The organism is Furfurilactobacillus milii (genome assembly GCF_009864005.1).
In the GTDB taxonomy this organism is placed as follows: domain Bacteria; phylum Bacillota; class Bacilli; order Lactobacillales; family Lactobacillaceae; genus Furfurilactobacillus; species Furfurilactobacillus rossiae_B.
In genome coordinates, this window is the sequence record NZ_WEZQ01000017.1 from 148,595 (window position 1) to 167,840 (window position 19,246).

The following is a 19,246-nucleotide window of genomic DNA, read 5'->3' on the forward strand; positions in this document are numbered from 1 at the left end:
CCATCGCCTAGTCACTTCCAAAACGCGCTCCACACCCTAGCGACTTGGACACACCAAAAAATCCTCATATGGACAAAATTTCGTCCACACGAGGATTTTTCAATTGTTGTTCAAATTCTAAACGGAGAATGTCATGCTCACTATTCCACCGCCAACGATTCAATTGGATCCAGTTTAGCAGCCTGATGTGATGGTGCTAGAGCTGCTAATAAACTGATGATGATGCTTGCCAGTAATCCGAAGATAATGTAGCCAGGTGTCATCTGAATGATGCTGTAGTGAATCAGACCATTAATACCGTGGTTGATCAATAATTGAACAACCCAAGCCAGCACAATTCCTAAGATGGCACTGAACAAACCGATGAAGAATGCCTCGGAAACAAACAGGTTACGAATGTCTCGACGACGAACACCGAGGGCCCGTAAAACACCGATTTCTTTAGTTCGTTCGGACACACTGATGTACAGAACCACAATGATCATGATTGCTGAAACTAGCAGTGAAATGGCCGCAATCCCAGCTAATACATAGAATGCCAGCGAAATGTACGTGTTCAACGTATCAAGAATAGACCCGACACCAGTAATTGCGTACGCTGCCTTACCATTTGTCTTTAAGGATTTGATCTTATTCTGAACAGTCTTGGTTGTTTGCACGTCCTTGGTTGAAACAGCGACAAAATTAGCACGTAATTTAGCACCTTTGGCAGCATACATCGACTTTAAGGTGTCAAACGACATTGCGTCAGTACCAGAGTTGATAATCCCTGAAACTTTGAGCTTTTGGGTCATCGCCACGGGCTGATTGTTATCATCCATCGCAGTCACACTCAATGTCACTGTCTTACCTACTAGCGACTTGTAATCTTTGCTGATCTTCTTCGCATTCCGTTTGGTCAGTAAGATTTCCTTATCACCGGGTTTGGAACCGGTCTTGATGTCACTTTCTTTTTCAGTCTTATTCCAAGTTTGGAATTGCTGAATTTGCTGCGTCTTGCCATTGTAATCGACCTGGACACCGTTTGGAACGTAGGTGCCAAGAACAGCTTCCTTTACACCTTTGACCTTCGCCAAACGGTCACGGTCAGACGGTTTCATCTCAACTGCTTCCGCCGTCTGTTTGTCAGTCTTTTGCGCGACTTGAATGGTTGTCGGATTAATTTGGTCCATGATTTGGTTATTCATGTACCCCTTAACCCCGTTACCAAGCGCAAGCATCAAGATAACACTGAAAATCCCGATGGAACCGCCAAACACAATAAGTAAGTTACGCTTCGTGTTGTACCGCATATGTTGCAAACTCATTTTCAACGTTGAACGGAAACTCAGGTGCTTTGTCTTCGTTGACAACTGTCTGCCTTCGATTGGGAAAGGATCTTTCAACTCACGATCTTCATTAATCTTCCCATCTTCCATGTGAACGATTCGCGTCCCATGGTTGGCCACATCCTGACTATGCGTGACACAGATGACCAACTTGCCACTTTCAGCAATGCCATCCATCAACTCGAGAATTTCTTTGGTGTTCTGAGAATCCAACGCACCAGTTGGTTCATCGGCAATGATAACGTCCGGGTCTGAGGCCAACGCACGCGCGATCGCCACACGCTGCTTCTGTCCACCAGAAATCTGGTTAGGATACTTATGAATGTGATCTTCCAGGCCAACTTGCTTCAATAAGCTAGTGGCACGTTCCACTTGTTCGTGATGAGTCATGTTGGTCATTTCCAAACTGACCATAACGTTGTCCAGCAGCGTTAAGTGGCTAATCAGATTGAAACTTTGGAAAATGAATCCAATTGTTTGCCGGCGGTACGCATCCATTGCTTGTTCCTTCGCGGAATGCATGGACTTGCCGTTTAGTAACACATCACCCTCGTAGTTGTGATCAAGACCACCGATAATATTCATCAACGTGGATTTCCCACCACCAGATTCACCTAGGATGGAAACAAACTCTCCCCGTTCAAACTTAAGACTAATTCCCTTTAAAACCGGAAACGGTTCTTTATTCACGTAGTACGATTTGTGAATGTCCTTCAACTCTAGAAAGCTCATCAAATTGCCCTCGTTTTCAAAATTTTATGGTTAATTCAAATTGGTCTTAACAGTAGCAAATTCACCCCCGTTATACAAATGATAACGGGGGTGAACTTGTAGTCGTAATGGATTCTTAAGAAAATGTTTCCTATGGAAAGAAATCAAATTAAGCCGTTGCTACAGGTGCGACATACTGTGGTCGCCCGACAGCTGTGCTATCCAGGACAGCTGGTAATTCGGAGGCCAAAATTACACCAAGCGCATCTTGTTTTTGTAAAGCTTGATCTTTTATCTCATACCAGAGAACACGCTTCTGATCATCAGAATGCATTAAGCCTAACATATGACCCATTTCATTAACTGCATCCGAAATCAGTTCAGCTTTGGTTCATGCACTCGTGTCACTCATCTTTTCATTCACATAACTAAGCGTGTCAAACTATAATTTCGGCAAACGTATATTATATGTGTATACGACACGTTTGGATTCAGTCTGGAGACATATAACTAGCTTCATAGTTAATAAACAAAAAAAGGGACCGACTTTTTAGTCGGTCTCTTTTCTTCGTGATCAAATCAGGTTACAACACCACGATCATTAAAAGTTTAATCGCGACGACGCTTCTTAATTCCAGCGAGTACGAATGTACCGCCTAAAATTGTAAGCCCTAATCCGATCAACCCTGATTCATCGGACTGGTCAGTATTTGGTAATTTTTCACCTGAATGGTCAGTAGTTTCCGAAACTGAACTACCTTCTATCGCGGTCTTCCCATTGTTTTGACCAGCCTGTGCTTCATTAGGCAAAGTAACTGTTTGAGCGCTTTCCCCTGTTGCATTAGTTAATGGTGTTGCAGTAGCGGATGCTGCAGAATCTACCTCAGTAATGCCATTACTACCATGGCCATGAATTGATCCTGTCAAAGCCACTCCATTAGCATTCTTCGTAACAGATTGTCCTCCGTTGTTGCTACCATTTTCTTGACTGGAGGTCTTCGATAAATTGCTCTTTGAACTTTCAGCATTTTGGGTAAAACCACCATTACTATTGGTTGATCCAACACTCGTCGTATTTCCGTCTTGACCTTTACGAGCTTGAGCGGCCTCGTAATCAGCCATTTCTTTCTTGCTCGTGTAGAAGACATAGATTGTTGAACCTTTTCCTATTTCATCTTCAGGGCCAAAGATTGGATCACCAATCCAACTGCGTAGCACAAACTCTGGTAAGTAGGCACCAGGAATATCATAGTGGCCACCAACATATCCGCGAAGGATAAAGTCAGGCGCTATCTTTACTCTCGTTTGAGTTCCATCCGGCTTCATTGCGTAGTACGAAACCGTAATCATTGCCGGAATCTGAGTTGGCGCCACGCTTGAACCACTCTGACCGCCATTACCATTAGGAGCCACTACGTTTTCGCTTGTTAGACTATCAGCTGTTGAACTGTTGTTGCTAGTCTGATTAGAGGTAACATTACTGTTACTCATCTGACTAGAACTTGAACCAGTTTGACTTGCTTGACTGGTATTCGAATTCTCAAGACTAGAAACAATCGAACTTGCGATCGACTTGATCAATGACGACTCATTGATGCTGGATTGTTCACTGCTCAACGATGAACTCTGACTGTCGACTTTCGTCTCCAGACTACTGATCGAGCTCTGCTGCGTTGGTGTCAAGCTACTGTTGCTCTTCAAGCTACTCAAGACGGACTTTACACTGCTCAAGCTGCTCTGAACGCTGCTTGGATCAACACTGCTATTCGTCCCAGTGTTAATGGAGGCGATGACACTATTGACAATCGAACGGGATTCACTTGAGGTTTGACTGGATTGTGAACTCTCGCTGGACAACTTCGTTGTTAACGACTCAATCTGACTGCTCAATGAGCTGAGGTTGCTGTTAACCGGAACTAAGCTCGATGGATCTAAGCCTAAGCTACTGTTCCCAGCCAAACTGCTCATTTCACTGTAAGCACTCTTCAAACTGCTCTCTAATGAGCTGTTCTCCTTGGTCGGATCAGTCCCAACGCTCGTATTCACACTCGTAATCGCACTGCTCAAGGACGTCAATTCACTTTGTAAGTTCCCTGCCGCAATCGAACTTGCGATCGACTTGATCAATGACGACTCATTGATGCTGGATTGTTCACTGCTCAACGATGAACTCTGACTGTCGACTTTCGTCTCCAGACTACTGATCGAGCTCTGCTGCGTTGGTGTCAAGCTACTGTTGCTCTTCAAGCTACTCAAGACGGACTTTACACTGCTCAAGCTGCTCTGAACGCTGCTTGGATCAACACTGCTATTCGTCCCAGTGTTAATGGAGGCGATGACACTATTGACAATCGAACGGGATTCACTTGAGGTTTGACTGGATTGTGAACTCTCGCTGGACAACTTCGTTGTTAACGACTCAATCTGACTGCTCAATGAGCTGAGGTTGCTGTTAACCGGAACTAAGCTCGATGGATCTAAGCCTAAGCTACTGTTCCCAGCCAAACTGCTCATTTCACTGTAAGCACTCTTCAAACTGCTCTCTAATGAGCTGTTCTCCTTGGTCGGATCAGTCCCAACGCTCGTATTCACACTCGTAATCGCACTGCTCAAGGACGTCAATTCACTTTGTAAGTTCCCTGCCGCAATCGAACTTGCGATCGATCCAGTAAGTGAACTGTTTTCAGAACCTGAAATGGACGAATTAATCGAGTTAATCTCGCTAGTCAATGAAGTTATGTCACTGCCAATAGAGCTCTTTTGACTGACAGTTGCCTGACTATTGTTGCCTAAACTGGATAGCTGACTCTTATAGTTGTTCAAATCAACAACTAAGGAACTAGCCAAACTGCTTGTATTAGAGTCACCAGGATTTGCAACAAGGCTACTCCAGTCAGCGTTGGCCTTATTTACATTCGTTGAAATACTGCTCAATTGACTCTCAACGTTTGCATTCAATACTAAGGACTTAACGGCATTATTGATTGTTGTTGTATCGGCATCAATAGTATCTTGATCAACTAACTTTGTGCTATCAAGAGCGGCGTTGCCTACAGTAAGCGCCGACGACAATGTAGCCCAACTCTCCGTCGTGTAATCAGATGCGGAATAATTACCTGCATTATTAATAGCTACCTTCAAGCTTTGTACTGAAACCAAACCTGCAATTGCATCCGTTAAACCACTTGTAGCGGAACTAACATCGGATTTTATTTTTGTTATTTCTGCATCAGTAGCCGTTTGACTTGCACCCTTAGCTTCTTCTAGGGCCTTGTTAGCAGCAGTCTTTGCATCAGATAAAGCCTTAACAGTGAACGTACTATAATTATCTGTCTTTAGCTTGTCAGCCAAGTTCATGACAGACTGAAGCCCTTCCGTGCTGAAAATGGAAGAATATGACACCTGAATCTCATTTGCTGCTGCAGTTTTTGAAACAACCAACTGAGCAGGCTTATTAACAGAATAAAGTGCCTGATCATCTGGTGTTAATGCAATAAAGTCGGTATTAAATGCATGAATCTGTCCAGTTATCCGACCATTTGCATCTTTGGTATATGTTCCTTTTTGCGCTGTTCCACCATTAACAGTATACGTAAATCCTGTTGAACCTATTACATTAGTCGCAACAACAGTAATGTCTTCCTTATTATCCGTAACCAACCGCGCTGCAGAATCTGCGGCCTGAGCATCCTTAACGGCCTTAACTCCGGCATCAATTGCTACTCCAGCTGCTGTTGCCGCAGACTCAGCACTAGCAACTGCCTTCAATGCAACAATTCCAGCTGAAACGGCTTGGCTATTGAATTGAGAGGCCGCCGTACTGTTCCCCGCAGTTGCTGCAGACTGAGCAGAAGCGTTAAAGTCTCCAACTGCCAAGTATGCAGATTGAGCAACAGCAACATCTGAAACGGCTAAGCTTGATTGATTTCCTGCCTCAGAAGCTGCAGACAAAACTGCCGAATTTGCAGATTGGGCACTAGCCAGCGCTGCGCTAACATTAGAATTACTTGAATCCGCAGCCACTGCGCTATTAACATCAGCCAACGTATTCTGTGCTTCGGCTTTAAAGACACCATCCAAGTTAGCACCAGCCTCTTGAGCCGCACTAGCTACGGCGGCTGCGTTCATACCGGCAGAACCGACAGCATTAGAAGCTAACAAGCCTTCACCTGATTTAACATCGTCGCTAGCTTGACTAACTAGGCTTGTAGCTTCACTAGCATTGGTAGAAGCAACTGTCTGTGCCGAGGTCGCTAATGATGCTTGTTCACTAACATTAGTTGAACTTGCACCAGATGCTGTACTTGTCTTGCCTACATCTCCAGTGCCAATTGCATCATTAATTGCTTGAAGAACCTTCTCAGCAGTGGTCTCACTAACTTGATAAACAGTCTTGAGGGCGTCCACAATCCCAGTTTGAGTAGGATCAACCATGTATGTCAATACGATAACATGATCGGGAAGACTCGTTTCCTTAAGATCAGGAGTCATTGCATAGCCCTCTGGATTACCGGCGTGAGCATTCGAATTGTCTGTCGAAGAATACGTACCCTTGCTGAGAATCTTCGATGCCGCTGTCAAGACAGTAGCCATCTTATACTCAGAAATATCTGCTTCGGAGGTTAAGCCAATGGTTCCTGCTGTCCAAGTTCCTTTAACTAGGCTAACTGGTAAGAAGTTATAACTACCATCTGGTTGAACAACTAAGCCATTGTTTTGTCTATATTCAACCGTGTAAGCACCAGGCGTCTTAAAGTCACCTGTCTTAGACGTGTAAACACTTATAGGCGTATCAATTTCAACACTGCCGTCAGCATGAACAATTTTCACTGCTAATACTTGAGATCTTGTAAATGTTAATTTGATTAAACCGTTGTTCGTTAAATTGCCGGTTAATGGATTCGGTTGCTTATCATCAGGATCACGAGTGTATTGAACCGCTTTAAGGCTACCTTGATCAGGCAAAGCATCAATTGTTACACCGCTCAAATCATAGGTATCGCCTGCATAACCATAAGCAAAGATAACGCCGTCTTGAGCGTGAGTACTGTCTAACCCTAATCCAGTAAATGCAGTCTTAGGAATTGAAGGCTGAGCGCCGTACTTAACAACCGACTCACCATATTGATCCACAACGCTTAAAGTTTCTGCAATCGGAGCCTCTACAGTCAGGGTTACATCAGGCGTTGTGCCAAACGCACCATTTGGCATAGTTTGCTTCTTAACTAGGCGATATGGAACATTCTTTGTCCAATCAATTGTCTTTCCAGAAATATCTTTAAACGTTAATGAAAGTGAATCATTTGGCATAGTCGCGCTAAGTCCAGTTGCCCATGTTGCTTCATCAGTCGGGAAAGCATCACCGTATGATCCATTTAAAGTTCCAGTCCCAACCGTTGTCCCATCAGCTGTCTTAAATGTAACATTAACGGACTTTGTGTCCGCAGTGTAAACAACATTAACTGACTGATTACCTGTAATTTGAACTGTACTATTTTGCGCGGAATAGTTCGTCAGTGAAGGGACAATATAATCTCTTTCATCTTGTGTATGCGCACCATTATCGTTTGTGCCCCAAACATTTAGCTGCCCTTCGCCAACGGTCAGGGGTACATCCTTGACACCAGCGAGACTATTCCCATTCTGATCGACAAAGTGCAATGTGACTTGTCGTGTTCGAATTAACGGAATTTTTGCCAGACTTGACTGATCAAAATTCCCTGTAATGGTAAATTCGTGATCATTTTGATTATATGTGACGCCCGTTGGTAACGTTGCAGATGCATCTAATTCATATCCTGATGGCATTGCAACAGTAACTGTATACTCATCTTTGATTTCACCGGTCTGAACTGCAAAGCCATGTGCAATGTAACTATCGTCACCCTGATTAACAAGCGTCAACTGTTTTGAAACGGATCCTTTTTGTGTGTCATCCCATCCACTATAAATTGCAGCTGGGCTAACTGCGACATTATTGCCTTTATTTGTAAAAGATAAAATCAACGAATTCTGCTGATCCAAGACTAACGTGACTTTATTCGTTCCAGTATCCCCAAGAGTAAAGTCTTGAACCTTGCTAAATGCTTGACCATCAATCCTATATAGCTTGGTTCCATCTGCAGACTTAATCACTGAAAATGATCCTTGAGACTGTAGCTTTTCAAATTGTTCTTTAAAGGACACATCCTTTAGTCCTGGTACATCGTATGAGGTAACTCCGGTGCCAGTTCCATCGAGGCTTGCCACTGTCACTGGTTGACCATTCTGATCTACAAAACTGACAGTAACATCTGTGCTTGCCTTGTCATACGTAAAGGTCACGTTACCGTCGGTCGTTGGCCAACCGTCTGTAAAGGACTGCGTTAATGGTGTAGCAGTATATCCGCTAACCGACGGTGCCGTAATGACATGTGTAGTCGTCCCAGCAAAATCATATTGATCTGGATGTTGCACACCTGTAGATTGTGTAGCAAAAGTCTCGTCGCCCGATGTCTTAGGTGTCAATGTGACACTAACTTTTGTTACGGTGTTGTACTTTAATGTGTACGCCTCGGTAAATATCGTGCCAAGCATCGTACCATCTTTTTTATTAGTCAAAGATGAAGCTTTATCGGTAATTGTTGTCGTTGTATCAGAAGACAAATCAGTCAGCGCTGCCTTCCCTGTTGAATAAAACTTACCGATATTTGAGGCATCATTCGCCTCGGCCACAATAGCTGATTGACCAGCAGTAAAAGCCTTATTCACAGCTTTAGCTTCTGCATTGTAAGCATACCTATAAGCATCCTTAACAACCGCACCCAAAGCTGATGGAAGACCACTGATAACACTTTGATCTGCCACCTTTCCGGCTGGTGTTTCAGTTAATGTTGGGATTGAATCATCAGCTAATGTTAAAGCCTGTGCTTTAGTGTCCACAGCCGTATAGCCTGCTTTAATAAGTGCTGCACTTGCCTTAGTCAACGCATCCCATGTTTGTTGATAAGTTGGTGACGTATAAACAAGTGGCGCCTCATTTTGACCCTGAGGCCAAGCAGTAAATGTTGTTACTGGCGCTTTTCCTTCATGCATCGGATCTTTTTTGAAGTCACTAATTGCTTGCTGAACACCGTTATAAGCGGAATTATAGAAGCTTAGTAACAAAGCCTTTGCAGAAGCAGCCTGTGCAAGTTTAAATGGATCAGTTTCATTTTTACCATTTAGTAAGTCCGCATTATTGGTTCCACCATTGTTTGCACGTTGTGCCTCAGCCGACGCAATAATGTCAGTATTAACAATTCCGTTGCGCGCATCATCGTAACCTAACGCTTGATAAAACGGCGCTTCAGCAGCCAACATATTAAAGCCTGCATTAGTAGCCAAATCTAGGGCCTCACCTGGTGCACCAATTTGCAAAAAGTTAACACCATTGTTCAGCTGTCCTGATCCAGACCCATTTGCCCATGCGTTATACAAATTAATGCCATTCGAATTATTGATTGTAAATGTTCCATCTTGTAGCATCGTGGTAATCTTTGCAGCCGCATCTTGTTGCCCCATCTGGTACTCACCGACTAAAGCAGCCACAATACCAGTTTTCAATGATTGGTAAATCATGTTCGGCATACCTGTATTAGGATCACCGAAGATTCCTGCAGGATTACCTAACCAACTGACAGATTTGTATAGTGGAACTTGATTCATTAAATCAATCAGTGTTGTAGGGAGTGAAACTGTTCCGCTCATTGTTAAGAACGTTTTGTATGCGGAATACTGGATATAGTTCTGGGCAATATAAACGATGGCATTAATAGCATTACGTAAACCCAAGTTAGCCGTGACACCTTGTCCGCCAAGCATATGATTCCCAACATCGCTCTGAACATCGCGGTTGTCATCCACTGCTTTGTATCCATCAGCCACATTGTAAGCAAAGACAGATGAAAAGTTTTGATTGTAACTATCCGTGAGCTTGGACATGATTGCACCAACTGTCCCCGCTTGATTAATAAAACTTGAATTAAGTACACCAGGATAGTCGTCAGTTGACTTAGCAAAGTCCATAACAAATTGTGCAATAGCATGGGCACCAGCATTTTCCGTGCCATTATTTTTATCATAAGTATAGATATTCATTGCCATACTGGAAATTTGAAATTCTTGAATTACATGATTAATCCAGCGTGCATATTCTTGTGCGTCACGTTCGATTCTGTTGTGATATCCAGCATCATAGGTAGTTTTATCGACCTGAGTACCACCAATATTTCCAACAAGCCATCCAGTATAACCACCAACAGTTTTGGTGTCGTTAAAATTCGAATTCGTCCAAGCTGCTGGATTACTATAAATATTGTTCCAATCGGAAATGCTTGTCGAACTCATGTCTGACCCAGCGTCATTCCAACCGTCGTTCCAGTTCTTTTGGCCTACCAATCCTGTTGTATCTGCTAAAGTAGGTATTTTGACTTGAACAGACTGCAAAGTTTTCAATAGCTTACGCATTTGGTCTTCATTAGCGCCAGTCTTTTGAATGTTATCCATCTCTGTACTAGTAAGACCTAACGTTGCAAAGGCACGAATATTATCATCCGTTAATCCACGACCCTTAAGCGTCTGAATCAATGTTGCGTTGTATGTAGCCAATACTTGATCCGGAGTTAAATCCACACCGGCCGTACCCGTACTCGTATCATCCTTTTGAGTAACCTCGACTTGTGTAGCTGTAAAATCCGAGGGCTTCAACGTGTTTTGTACACCAGCTGGTAAGTCAACGGTAACTTTACCTGCCGCATCAGAAGTTACTGTAGTTCCTGTTGGCAAAACGGCCCCTGCCTTAACAACAGTCTGATCAGCACTAGAGGTGGCAGTTGAGACTGAGGTGGCAGTACTAGTCTTTGATGCTTGACTGGTCGTCATGCTTGAAGTAGTTACACTATTGGCCTCGGATGTTGATGTTCCCTCTGATGTTGGCGTTACCTTTGAACTATCTTGATTTTGTGAATTTGTCGAAGTAGAATCAGCTTCCGTTGCACTCTTAGCTTGAGAGTCACTGTTGCTTGTAATTGATTCTTGTTGAGAAGATCCTTGTGTGCTATTAGTCACACTGCCAGTTTGACTTGCATTTGACCCCGTTTGAGATGACGATTGACTAGCATCAGTACTCTTGGATTCAGATGTCGTTTGAGAAACATTAGCTTGAGTGGTTGAAGCATTACCATCGACCTTGCTTGTAACCGTCGACTCTGAGTTTGAACCACTAGTTGCTGTATTAGAAAGGGTAACCGAATTCTGATTTACGAGAGAGCCACTTTCACCGTTCGCAACTGATGTTGTATCACCCGAAGAAGCATTCGTTGACGTATCAGCATGCGCGGATACTTGACCAGCACCAATGATAGAAGCTCCAAATAGCAGAGAAATACCGGCGAAAACCCAGTGTTTGCCGTCTTTATACATTTTATAGTGAAGCTTTTCAACCGCTTCGGCGAGCCCTAAGTTTCGCTGTTTTTCGTGTCTCATTTTTTATCCCCCCATAGATGTGAAAAACCATTTAAAAATGGCGTTCATTCTTATGTTTATATATATTGATAAAATGATGTAAACGGTCTCAAGAGTAAAAATAAAAAGATGCATATTATTTTTACTCTTACAGTTATAGAAAAACATAAAAGAACTTATGGAGTATAATGTGAGGGTCGAAATCATTCTAAATACAATACTTTTTATATAGGTACTATGCTGTTTTATGCTTCGACATTTTTTAGCCATTGTGTTGTTTTAATAGCTTTACATTTTAGAAAATATTATGGTTAACCAAGTCACTACAACGATTAAAGGAGCTTCTTATGGGAACCTTGGGAACGGTCATTGATTCTTATAGACAGGAAAATAAACTCTCAGTAAAGGCGCTCACTGATGGCATTATTTCTTATGCTTCTTATTACAGATTTGTTCATGACAACTCAAGCATTTCTACAGAGCGATTTCTTGCCCTTATCGAGCGGTTAAATATCTCCGTAGATGAAATAAAAATGGCCTTAGATCCAGGATATATTTCTAAATATCAGTTCATTTCAAGTTTTATTCATATTGTTTCTGGAGATACATTTGATGTTAAAAACTTACAGGCTCTAATCGAACTAGTAAAAGACAGATACGAAACCACAGGTGCAGAACAGTGCTTACATTTTTTGTGGATAAGTCAAAGTAGCATGGCACTCCATAAGGGCATAACCATTCCAGAATTTCAGGACATAAAAAAGCATTTTATGAATTTAGAGCAGTGGACAAATGCGAACTTATTTACATTTGCGTTAATATTTCCAATATTTACATTTGAAGAACTTAGCAGCTCTTTTAACACGACTGTCCAACGTTATCGCCATCAACTGGGAGATCGAGAAGTCGAGGAAGCTTTCTTTAGGTATCTTATTAACTTTGCGTTGATTGCTTTAAGTAACCAATCGTTTTTCTTCTTTAAAAAAGCGGCAAAGTTGCTGGCTGAATTACAAAGTATCAATGGTAGCTTGACTGTGTCTGTTTACCAACGATTTATCATTGATTTATTAAGATGGTATAACCATCCCGAATCTTTCTCCACAGAACAATTCACGCAACTGTCCGATACGTTAACCACGTTTCATCAATGTCTATTTGCCAAACAGCTACTGAATTTCACATTTTTATTCAAGAAGAGTGTTCTTCGTGGTACCGCTACTACCTTAACTGACATTTTTATTCCGGTGATTTAATTATTGTTTAGAAATGTGCAAAAAAAGCAACGTTCACATTCGCCATTGAGACGAGGTGAACGTTGCTTTTTAATTAGTCCATTAATGAATCATATTTCTTTTAAATCGCAATTGACATATTGCTTTTGTAACTCCTTAACAAAAAAATCAAAAAAATCCTTTTTTGTATCGAAATCCCAACTATGGTCATTATATCTAGTCAATCTAATTGATTCACTACCGTTGGTCTTGTAGAGCTCAATCGCTGGCAACTGAGTTTTATTCAAAAACTCAGTATAAACTATCTTCCCTTCACTATTAGCAACTTCGTGAATTCGCTTTTGACCATTTTCATCGAACTCATCATGACTGACTAAACGATCATTAATTCCAAACAAATTATAATTATGAATACTCCCGTTTTGCCAATTATCAATCTGGGCAAGCTTATGATGACCATGACCTAAAAAGTAATTCACGTTGCTCCCCTCAGACTCATAACTCCCATCCGTTGGCAGCTGTAAATCAAGCGGGGACACTATGTGAGGTGACTGAGGCAAGTTAATTTTACAAAAAAAGCTATACGGGGTAATCACTCTGTCTAGCGACATTTGCATCGCCCGAAGTTCACTTTGCAATCTAACATCAAAATTAAATTGAATCAATTTAGCTGTCGCAAGTTCATTTTTCAATAAAGAAACTCCATCAGTCAGTGACCGACCACTTTTATTAACCAAACACTTCATGAGTCACCGCTCCTAACTACCAAAATCAAACTTCTCGCTATCAATATTTTCAATAACTTTTGCCGGCACACCTGCCAACACCACATTACTACCAAATGACTTCGTGACGACAGCGCCAGCGGCAACAACAACATTGTCACCCAAGTTTACGCCGGGGAGAATAATCGATCCACCACCAAACCACGCATTGTCACCAACACGGATTGGCTTGCTGATTCCTTTACCCCCGAATGTTCTTGCGATGGGATTAATGGGATGACCCGCGGTTAAAAATTGAACATTTGGACCAACTTTGGCATTATCTCCGATAGTTATCGGTGCATCATCTACAAAAACAACATTAAAATTCGAGAAAAAGTGTTCACCCACATGTATATTTTTACCAAAAGTGAAGAACACATTGCCGAGCGCACCAAAATCATCGCCCGTTGATCCTAAAGCATTCTTAATGAGTCCGCTCCGTTTAGTAATATCGTTTTCAGCATTTATCTGCGCCAATTTTTGCTGTGCTTCTTGAGATTCAGAAATGAGCTGCGCATCGTTAAAATGCCATTGACCAACTAGTGCTTTGTCATGTTCGCTAATAGGATGAAGTTCTTCCTTCGGCAAAATAGTCGCCAGTGGTGTCCCTTCAAAACGTGTACCCTGAGCAAAAAGGTTTTGAACAACATGTCCTTTTTCTGCCATCGGTAATTTATCAATTATCTTTGTCGCCCACATCGAGTCCAACGTAACGATCTGATCATCCGTACCTATTTTCCCAACAGCAGTTCGAATAAAAGCAGCCAAGAACTCACTTTGTGTGGCGTAAAATTGGTTAAACCCGTCCAAGTCAACCAAATGAATTAGGTTTTCAATCCGCCTATTTTCTCCACTAAGCCCATAACTTATCGTTAAAAAGGGCAATCCATCATGATTCAGATACTCAGTTTGAAGCGGTTCTTTTTCAGCTACAAAGAGATTTTTCTGAACTAATCTTCCTTTAGAATCAAACTTTTCATCTCGCAGAACAGTCTCATTTTGATCACTGTACGTTATTTCATTCACGACGCGAGCTGCATAAGTCGCTTTTGCACGAACTTTACCGTCCTTTTTACTAACAACTAAAGTGTCTGCCTTTCCAAATAGCTGATATGATTCATTAAATCCAATGTCTTGTAACGAAAAATGAATTGTCTTTTGATTCTTAAAACCCCCATACAAAACATACGGATTAACAATATCATTCTCATCTAAGCCAGCCTCTTTAATGTCATTAAAAAATCTCAAGTCAAAATCCGTCATCAATATTTTAACGGGCACACCTTCCTTTTTCAGTGTGTGAAATGAGTAAATGACTCGATAGTTCAAATTATTAGTTAATAGATAAATCATTACATTGCACCTTCATTAACCTAGTTGAGGCATTTCATGAGTCCAGCTCTTCCAAACATTAGATTCAGAAAAACGTTTGCTTCTTTCATAAGCAGCTGTACTAAATTGTTGTAACAAACTTGGATTTGTCATCAATTTAACAACTTTGTTTGCAAATCCTTCAATATCCCCTACAGGAACAACATAACCGTCTACGCCATCCTCAACACTTTCTCCTGGGCCATAATTAGTATCATACGTCACAACAGGAATTCCATGTGCAAGGGACTCAATAACGCCAATCGCTAACCCTTCATAAATGCTTGTAAGCACAGAAAGTCTAGCATGATTAAGAATTCCTGTTAAGTCGGGAACGTAATTATCAAAGTGAACCACATTCCCTAAATTCAGCTCCTTAACTTGCTGGTCAATCTGTTGAACAATTCTTGGATCGCCATAACCATATACGTGAAGCTGAATTGCAGGTATTTGTTTATGCACTATATCAAATGCTGAAACCATATGGTCAATTTGCTTTTCGACGGCCCTCCTAGAAATACTAATAACCTGATCCGCGTTTCTCTCTTTAATTGGAATCCGAGGTTCGTTCCACAATTCATCTGGAATTGTGCCTGATGGCAGAACCATTATCGGCGTCGAAGTTGTTAAACGTTGCTCTAAATCTGATTTTTGTCGTTGACTCTGAACAATAATACCATCAAGTTTGTCAGGATATTGTTCCAAAGCAATTCGATAGCCATCGGTCATCACGCCATGAACCTGATCGTGTTTGTCACTAGAATGTGTGTTATGTAGATAAACATACTTGTAAGCATCGGTCTTCATTAGTGCTAATGCATAATCTCCTACCATGCGCCGATCCGATAGGAAACTATTTTTGCCACCTTCACGAAGGTTAACTTGATCTAAGAAGAAAGCTAATAGGTGATCCAAATCGCGAAATACATAATCTTTACCTTGAAAGTCATCCAATTTAAGCAGTGAATTAACGCGTTGACCATCTGAATTTTTAGCATAATAAGACTCGTATACTCTTTTCCCAGAGGGAGTGTACATGAATTCACTCGTTATTTCGCCAACTCGACTAAAATATTGAACAAAGGACCTAAAGCCCCGCCAATCATACCAGTCTGTCCGCAGATTATTGCCATATATATCAAAGAATGCAATAGACTCAACCTTTTCAGTACCAGGGTAAAGTGTCACATCGAACATATGTTGATCTTCCTTGCTAAAAGGCAATACATTGTCTTTAGCTTCCCCTAACTGATAGTCACTAGGAAAATCCAAGTCCAAATACCGAACATTTTTTTCGGAAACATGTTCAGCTTCTTGGAAGAAATCAAACATATTTATAAAGTCGTCATCAGTCAGCCCTGCATTTAGTACATCGTGATGAGCCGTAAGAGAAAAATCTCTGAAAATCAATTTTGCTGGTGCTTTAGCTCGTTTAAACATGGCTATCCTGTGTAACTCAGCATCCTCAACCCCTGACCGACCAACAGACATTCCCCCATTAATCGAAAAGAACATAGTTTTCACTCTCCCATTTTCTCTTTTGCGTCTGCAAATACGGGCTGCCAAAGTTTCCAGATGGAGTCCTCAGAAAAGCGTTCTGAATTTTCGTATGATGCAGTGCTGAAGCGTTGCCATTTTTCGTCATCCAGCAGCAGTTCAGCCATGCTGGTTGCAATGGCGTTAACATCATTCATTGGGACTACATACCCATTAACATTATTTTGAATGATTTCAGAAGGCCCATATCGCACATCAAAGGAAACCAGTGGAACGCCATTCGAGTTGGCTTCAAGCATGGCTAAATTAAAGCCTTCCATAGCACTAGTCACTCCAAATAATTGAGCCTTACTTTCAACTTCATTGACATTAGTGATATATCCGTGGAACTTAACGCTATCGGATAAATTAAGTTTACTTACCTGGTCAGTTAGTTGTTTCTGTACATCTCCAGCTGGATTCCCATAAAAATCTAAGTGCGACCATGGAACAAGCCTCTTAATAATTGCAAAAGCGTCAATTAACAGATTCAATCGCTTTTCGGCTGCAATTCGGCAAACAGCAATTATTTGCCCTTTATTCCGATCACCAAGTGGAATACGATCAGTTTCAACTTGAGAATCAGGTACAATTCCGACTGGAACCTTGAACACTGACACTGTTTGATGAAATCTCGTCGTTAAATCATCCAATTGTTTTTGCGTAGAGGCAATAATTGCATCCCACTTATTAATGTTATTTAACGCAAATTGGTAATTCCAATTTAACGTGCTGTGCATTGGTTCAATAGCATCTGAGTGAACATTATGAAGATACAAGATTTTATAAGCCTTACTTGGGAAATTTAAAAGTCCCCAATCAGCATTTTCATTGCGATCAGAAATGAAAATATCACCCTGACCGTCGGCTAGATTAAGCTGGTTCAAAAAGAATCTTGTCAAACCTTTCATGCCATTAAATTGATAATCTCGACCTTCGAAATTACGTACTATAAATTGTGAATTATGTATATTACCAGCACGATCAAACAACCAGAAAGATTCATACACAATCTGTCCATCAGGATTCAAAATCAGATCTGTAACTGGCGCATCATCTGTTTGGTGCAAACGCTCTTGTGTTTTAAACCCGCGCACGTCATAAATATTCGTCTTTACCACATGATGTGTAAAATCGTATTCGATAACTTCATGAACTTGTTCAGGGTGTTCTTTATCATTTTCGTTCCACAGCACTACTTTATACATCTCTGCTTCACCGAGAAAAACCGAATAACTACCATCATCATTTTTCTGAGGTGTACTCATGCCGTCTGGAAACTTTAAATCTGAAACAGTACATTCTTGATATTTCAAACTACCTGTTCCCTGAAGCCATTCAAATAGATTTATAAATTCGTTTTCCTTTAATCCCGCATTAAAGTAATTTTTATGTCCATCGTTTTCAAATAAACGAGTAATAATTTTAGCCGGCTGGTTATGATTACGAAAGAGCTTCATTCGTTTCAATTGCGCAAATTCGACTCCGGTTTTTCGGTCTGGCATAACAGTATTAATAAAATAAATCATTTTATTTTCCCCCTGTTAATTGTGATATTTATCGAAATTTAAAAGTAAAGATGCAAACCCTTTCAATTACTATGTACACTTAATATATAAAACACTAATAGACTGCAAAGCAAAAAGGTTAGGTTTAAAAGCAATCGAAAAAGATTATTTTTAAGTCAGATCCTAGACGTTTAACCCGCTAATATATTCTATACAATATGTAACTGACTCATGAATGGTCAAACTTCTTTAAACTTTCATAACGACAATTAAAAAGTACACAATCCCTATTCACAGGGTGCGTAAGCCATGCTACGATACTGTCAAAATATGCTGACGGTGGTGATGGTTTTAATGAGTCGACTGGGGAATTTCTTTATTCATCGAGCAAGTCATGAGAATGGCAAGGTGACGTTTGAAATCGGGGTGGATACGCACGCGCCGATGTTAGTGAATGCCTTTACGGAATCACTGAGCGACGTGGCGCATCTGACGATTAATTATTCGGCGGCTGACATTGTGTTACAGTCCACGGATCGTTCCGAACTAACGGTACGTGAATATATGTTGGTAGACGAATCCTCGTATTATGCGCATGTCAAACATGAAGACGACACGTTGGCCATCACTGCTGGTGAACGGCCAGCACGTGACAACCTCAACATTCGTATTGAACTGGAGATTCCGACCACCTATCATGGCCGTTTGGAAATCAGTTCAGTCAGCGGTCCAATTGAAATCGATAACTTGCATAAGTTGCGTAGTTTAGCAATTACGTCAACCAGCGGGGCTATATCGTTAGATGACGTAGAAACGAGCAGCCTAAGTATTGATTCCATCACTGGTACCATTAAAGGCCGCAGTCTTACTGCTGATGACTACACGATTAATGCCATGAGCGGCAATGTCCACTTGATGAACACCCGTGGCAATTACTCGGTCCGTTGCTCAGCTGGTTCGCTTAAACTGGATGATGCTCATGGTCACGGTCGCTTTGAGGTTACCAGTGGCACCGCCAAACTGTGTTTTGCAGAAGTGGATGGCAACCTATCCGCCGAGTCGTCTGCTGGTTCCGTCCGTTTGCAAGTGCCACGAGAATTAGATTATGGCTTCAACTTGGAAACATCGATTGGGAGTCTAAAGACACCTGACAACGCGCATTATTCAAATAACGAGCGCAACTACCAAACTGGCGCCATCGGTGATCCATCTGACTTGATGATTAGCATGATGACAGTTGTTGGTTCGTTGGCACTCGAAACACGATAACGACACTAAAAAAACAGGTTTCAGTCCATGACATTTCGCCA

The 19,246-nt window shown here is 41.5% G+C and carries 9 protein-coding genes; 2 read left to right on the forward strand and 7 right to left on the reverse strand.

Annotation, left to right across the window (positions count from 1 at the left end; all coding sequences use genetic code 11):
- Window positions 1-140 precede the first annotated feature (140 nt).
- From GB993_RS09425 to GB993_RS09435, 3 genes are all read right to left on the reverse strand, one after another.
- Window positions 141-2,060, reverse strand: coding sequence for an ABC transporter ATP-binding protein/permease (locus GB993_RS09425; protein WP_161004082.1), 1,920 nt, complete (start codon window positions 2,058-2,060; stop codon window positions 141-143).
- 148 nt (window positions 2,061-2,208) lie between these two features.
- The gene (locus tag GB993_RS09430; protein ID WP_161004083.1) at window positions 2,209-2,394 is read right to left on the reverse strand and encodes a hypothetical protein; all 186 of its coding nucleotides are present in this window, start codon (window positions 2,392-2,394) and stop codon (window positions 2,209-2,211) included.
- Between the two features lie 254 nt (window positions 2,395-2,648).
- Window positions 2,649-11,543: a KxYKxGKxW signal peptide domain-containing protein gene (locus GB993_RS09435; RefSeq protein WP_161004084.1), complete on the reverse strand. Its 8,895-nt coding sequence runs from the start codon at window positions 11,541-11,543 to the stop codon at window positions 2,649-2,651.
- A 326-nt stretch (window positions 11,544-11,869) separates the two neighbouring features.
- On the opposite strand from GB993_RS09435, the gene GB993_RS09440 reads away from it, so the two are divergent.
- On the forward strand, window positions 11,870-12,775 hold the full coding sequence (locus GB993_RS09440; RefSeq protein WP_161004085.1) for a helix-turn-helix transcriptional regulator: 906 nt from the start codon (window positions 11,870-11,872) through the stop codon (window positions 12,773-12,775).
- A gap of 89 nt (window positions 12,776-12,864) precedes the next feature.
- On the opposite strand, the gene GB993_RS09445 is transcribed toward GB993_RS09440, so the two are convergent.
- From GB993_RS09445 to GB993_RS09460, 4 genes are read right to left on the reverse strand one after another with little or no spacing between them, the layout of a single operon-like run.
- Window positions 12,865-13,500: a hypothetical protein gene (locus tag GB993_RS09445; protein ID WP_161004086.1), complete on the reverse strand. Its 636-nt coding sequence runs from the start codon at window positions 13,498-13,500 to the stop codon at window positions 12,865-12,867.
- Between the two features lie 12 nt (window positions 13,501-13,512).
- Complete coding sequence (locus tag GB993_RS13085; protein WP_238331643.1) at window positions 13,513-14,874, reverse strand: sugar O-acetyltransferase; 1,362 nt, start codon at window positions 14,872-14,874, stop codon at window positions 13,513-13,515.
- Between the two features lie 15 nt (window positions 14,875-14,889).
- On the reverse strand, window positions 14,890-16,407 hold the full coding sequence (locus tag GB993_RS09455) for a glycosyltransferase (RefSeq protein WP_161004087.1): 1,518 nt from the start codon (window positions 16,405-16,407) through the stop codon (window positions 14,890-14,892).
- Between the two features lie 5 nt (window positions 16,408-16,412).
- On the reverse strand, window positions 16,413-17,957 hold the full coding sequence (locus GB993_RS09460; protein WP_161004088.1) for a glycosyltransferase: 1,545 nt from the start codon (window positions 17,955-17,957) through the stop codon (window positions 16,413-16,415).
- Between the two features lie 288 nt (window positions 17,958-18,245).
- Between GB993_RS09460 and GB993_RS09465 the strand changes: the two genes are divergently transcribed.
- A complete protein-coding gene (locus GB993_RS09465; protein ID WP_161004089.1) occupies window positions 18,246-19,205 on the forward strand; it encodes a DUF4097 family beta strand repeat-containing protein in 960 nt (319 codons plus the stop codon).
- The last annotated feature ends 41 nt before the right edge of the window (window positions 19,206-19,246 follow it).

Coding starts and splice junctions, on each gene's coding strand:
- GB993_RS09425 (WP_161004082.1), bottom strand. CDS start 2,060: ATGAGCTTTCTAGAGTTGAAGGACATTCACAAATCGTACTACGTGAAT.
- GB993_RS09430 (WP_161004083.1), bottom strand. CDS start 2,394: ATGGGTCATATGTTAGGCTTAATGCATTCTGATGATCAGAAGCGTGTT.
- GB993_RS09435 (WP_161004084.1), bottom strand. CDS start 11,543: ATGAGACACGAAAAACAGCGAAACTTAGGGCTCGCCGAAGCGGTTGAA.
- GB993_RS09440 (WP_161004085.1), top strand. CDS start 11,870: ATGGGAACCTTGGGAACGGTCATTGATTCTTATAGACAGGAAAATAAA.
- GB993_RS09445 (WP_161004086.1), bottom strand. CDS start 13,500: ATGAAGTGTTTGGTTAATAAAAGTGGTCGGTCACTGACTGATGGAGTT.
- GB993_RS13085 (WP_238331643.1), bottom strand. CDS start 14,874: ATGATTTATCTATTAACTAATAATTTGAACTATCGAGTCATTTACTCA.
- GB993_RS09455 (WP_161004087.1), bottom strand. CDS start 16,407: ATGTTCTTTTCGATTAATGGGGGAATGTCTGTTGGTCGGTCAGGGGTT.
- GB993_RS09460 (WP_161004088.1), bottom strand. CDS start 17,957: ATGATTTATTTTATTAATACTGTTATGCCAGACCGAAAAACCGGAGTC.
- GB993_RS09465 (WP_161004089.1), top strand. CDS start 18,246: ATGCTACGATACTGTCAAAATATGCTGACGGTGGTGATGGTTTTAATG.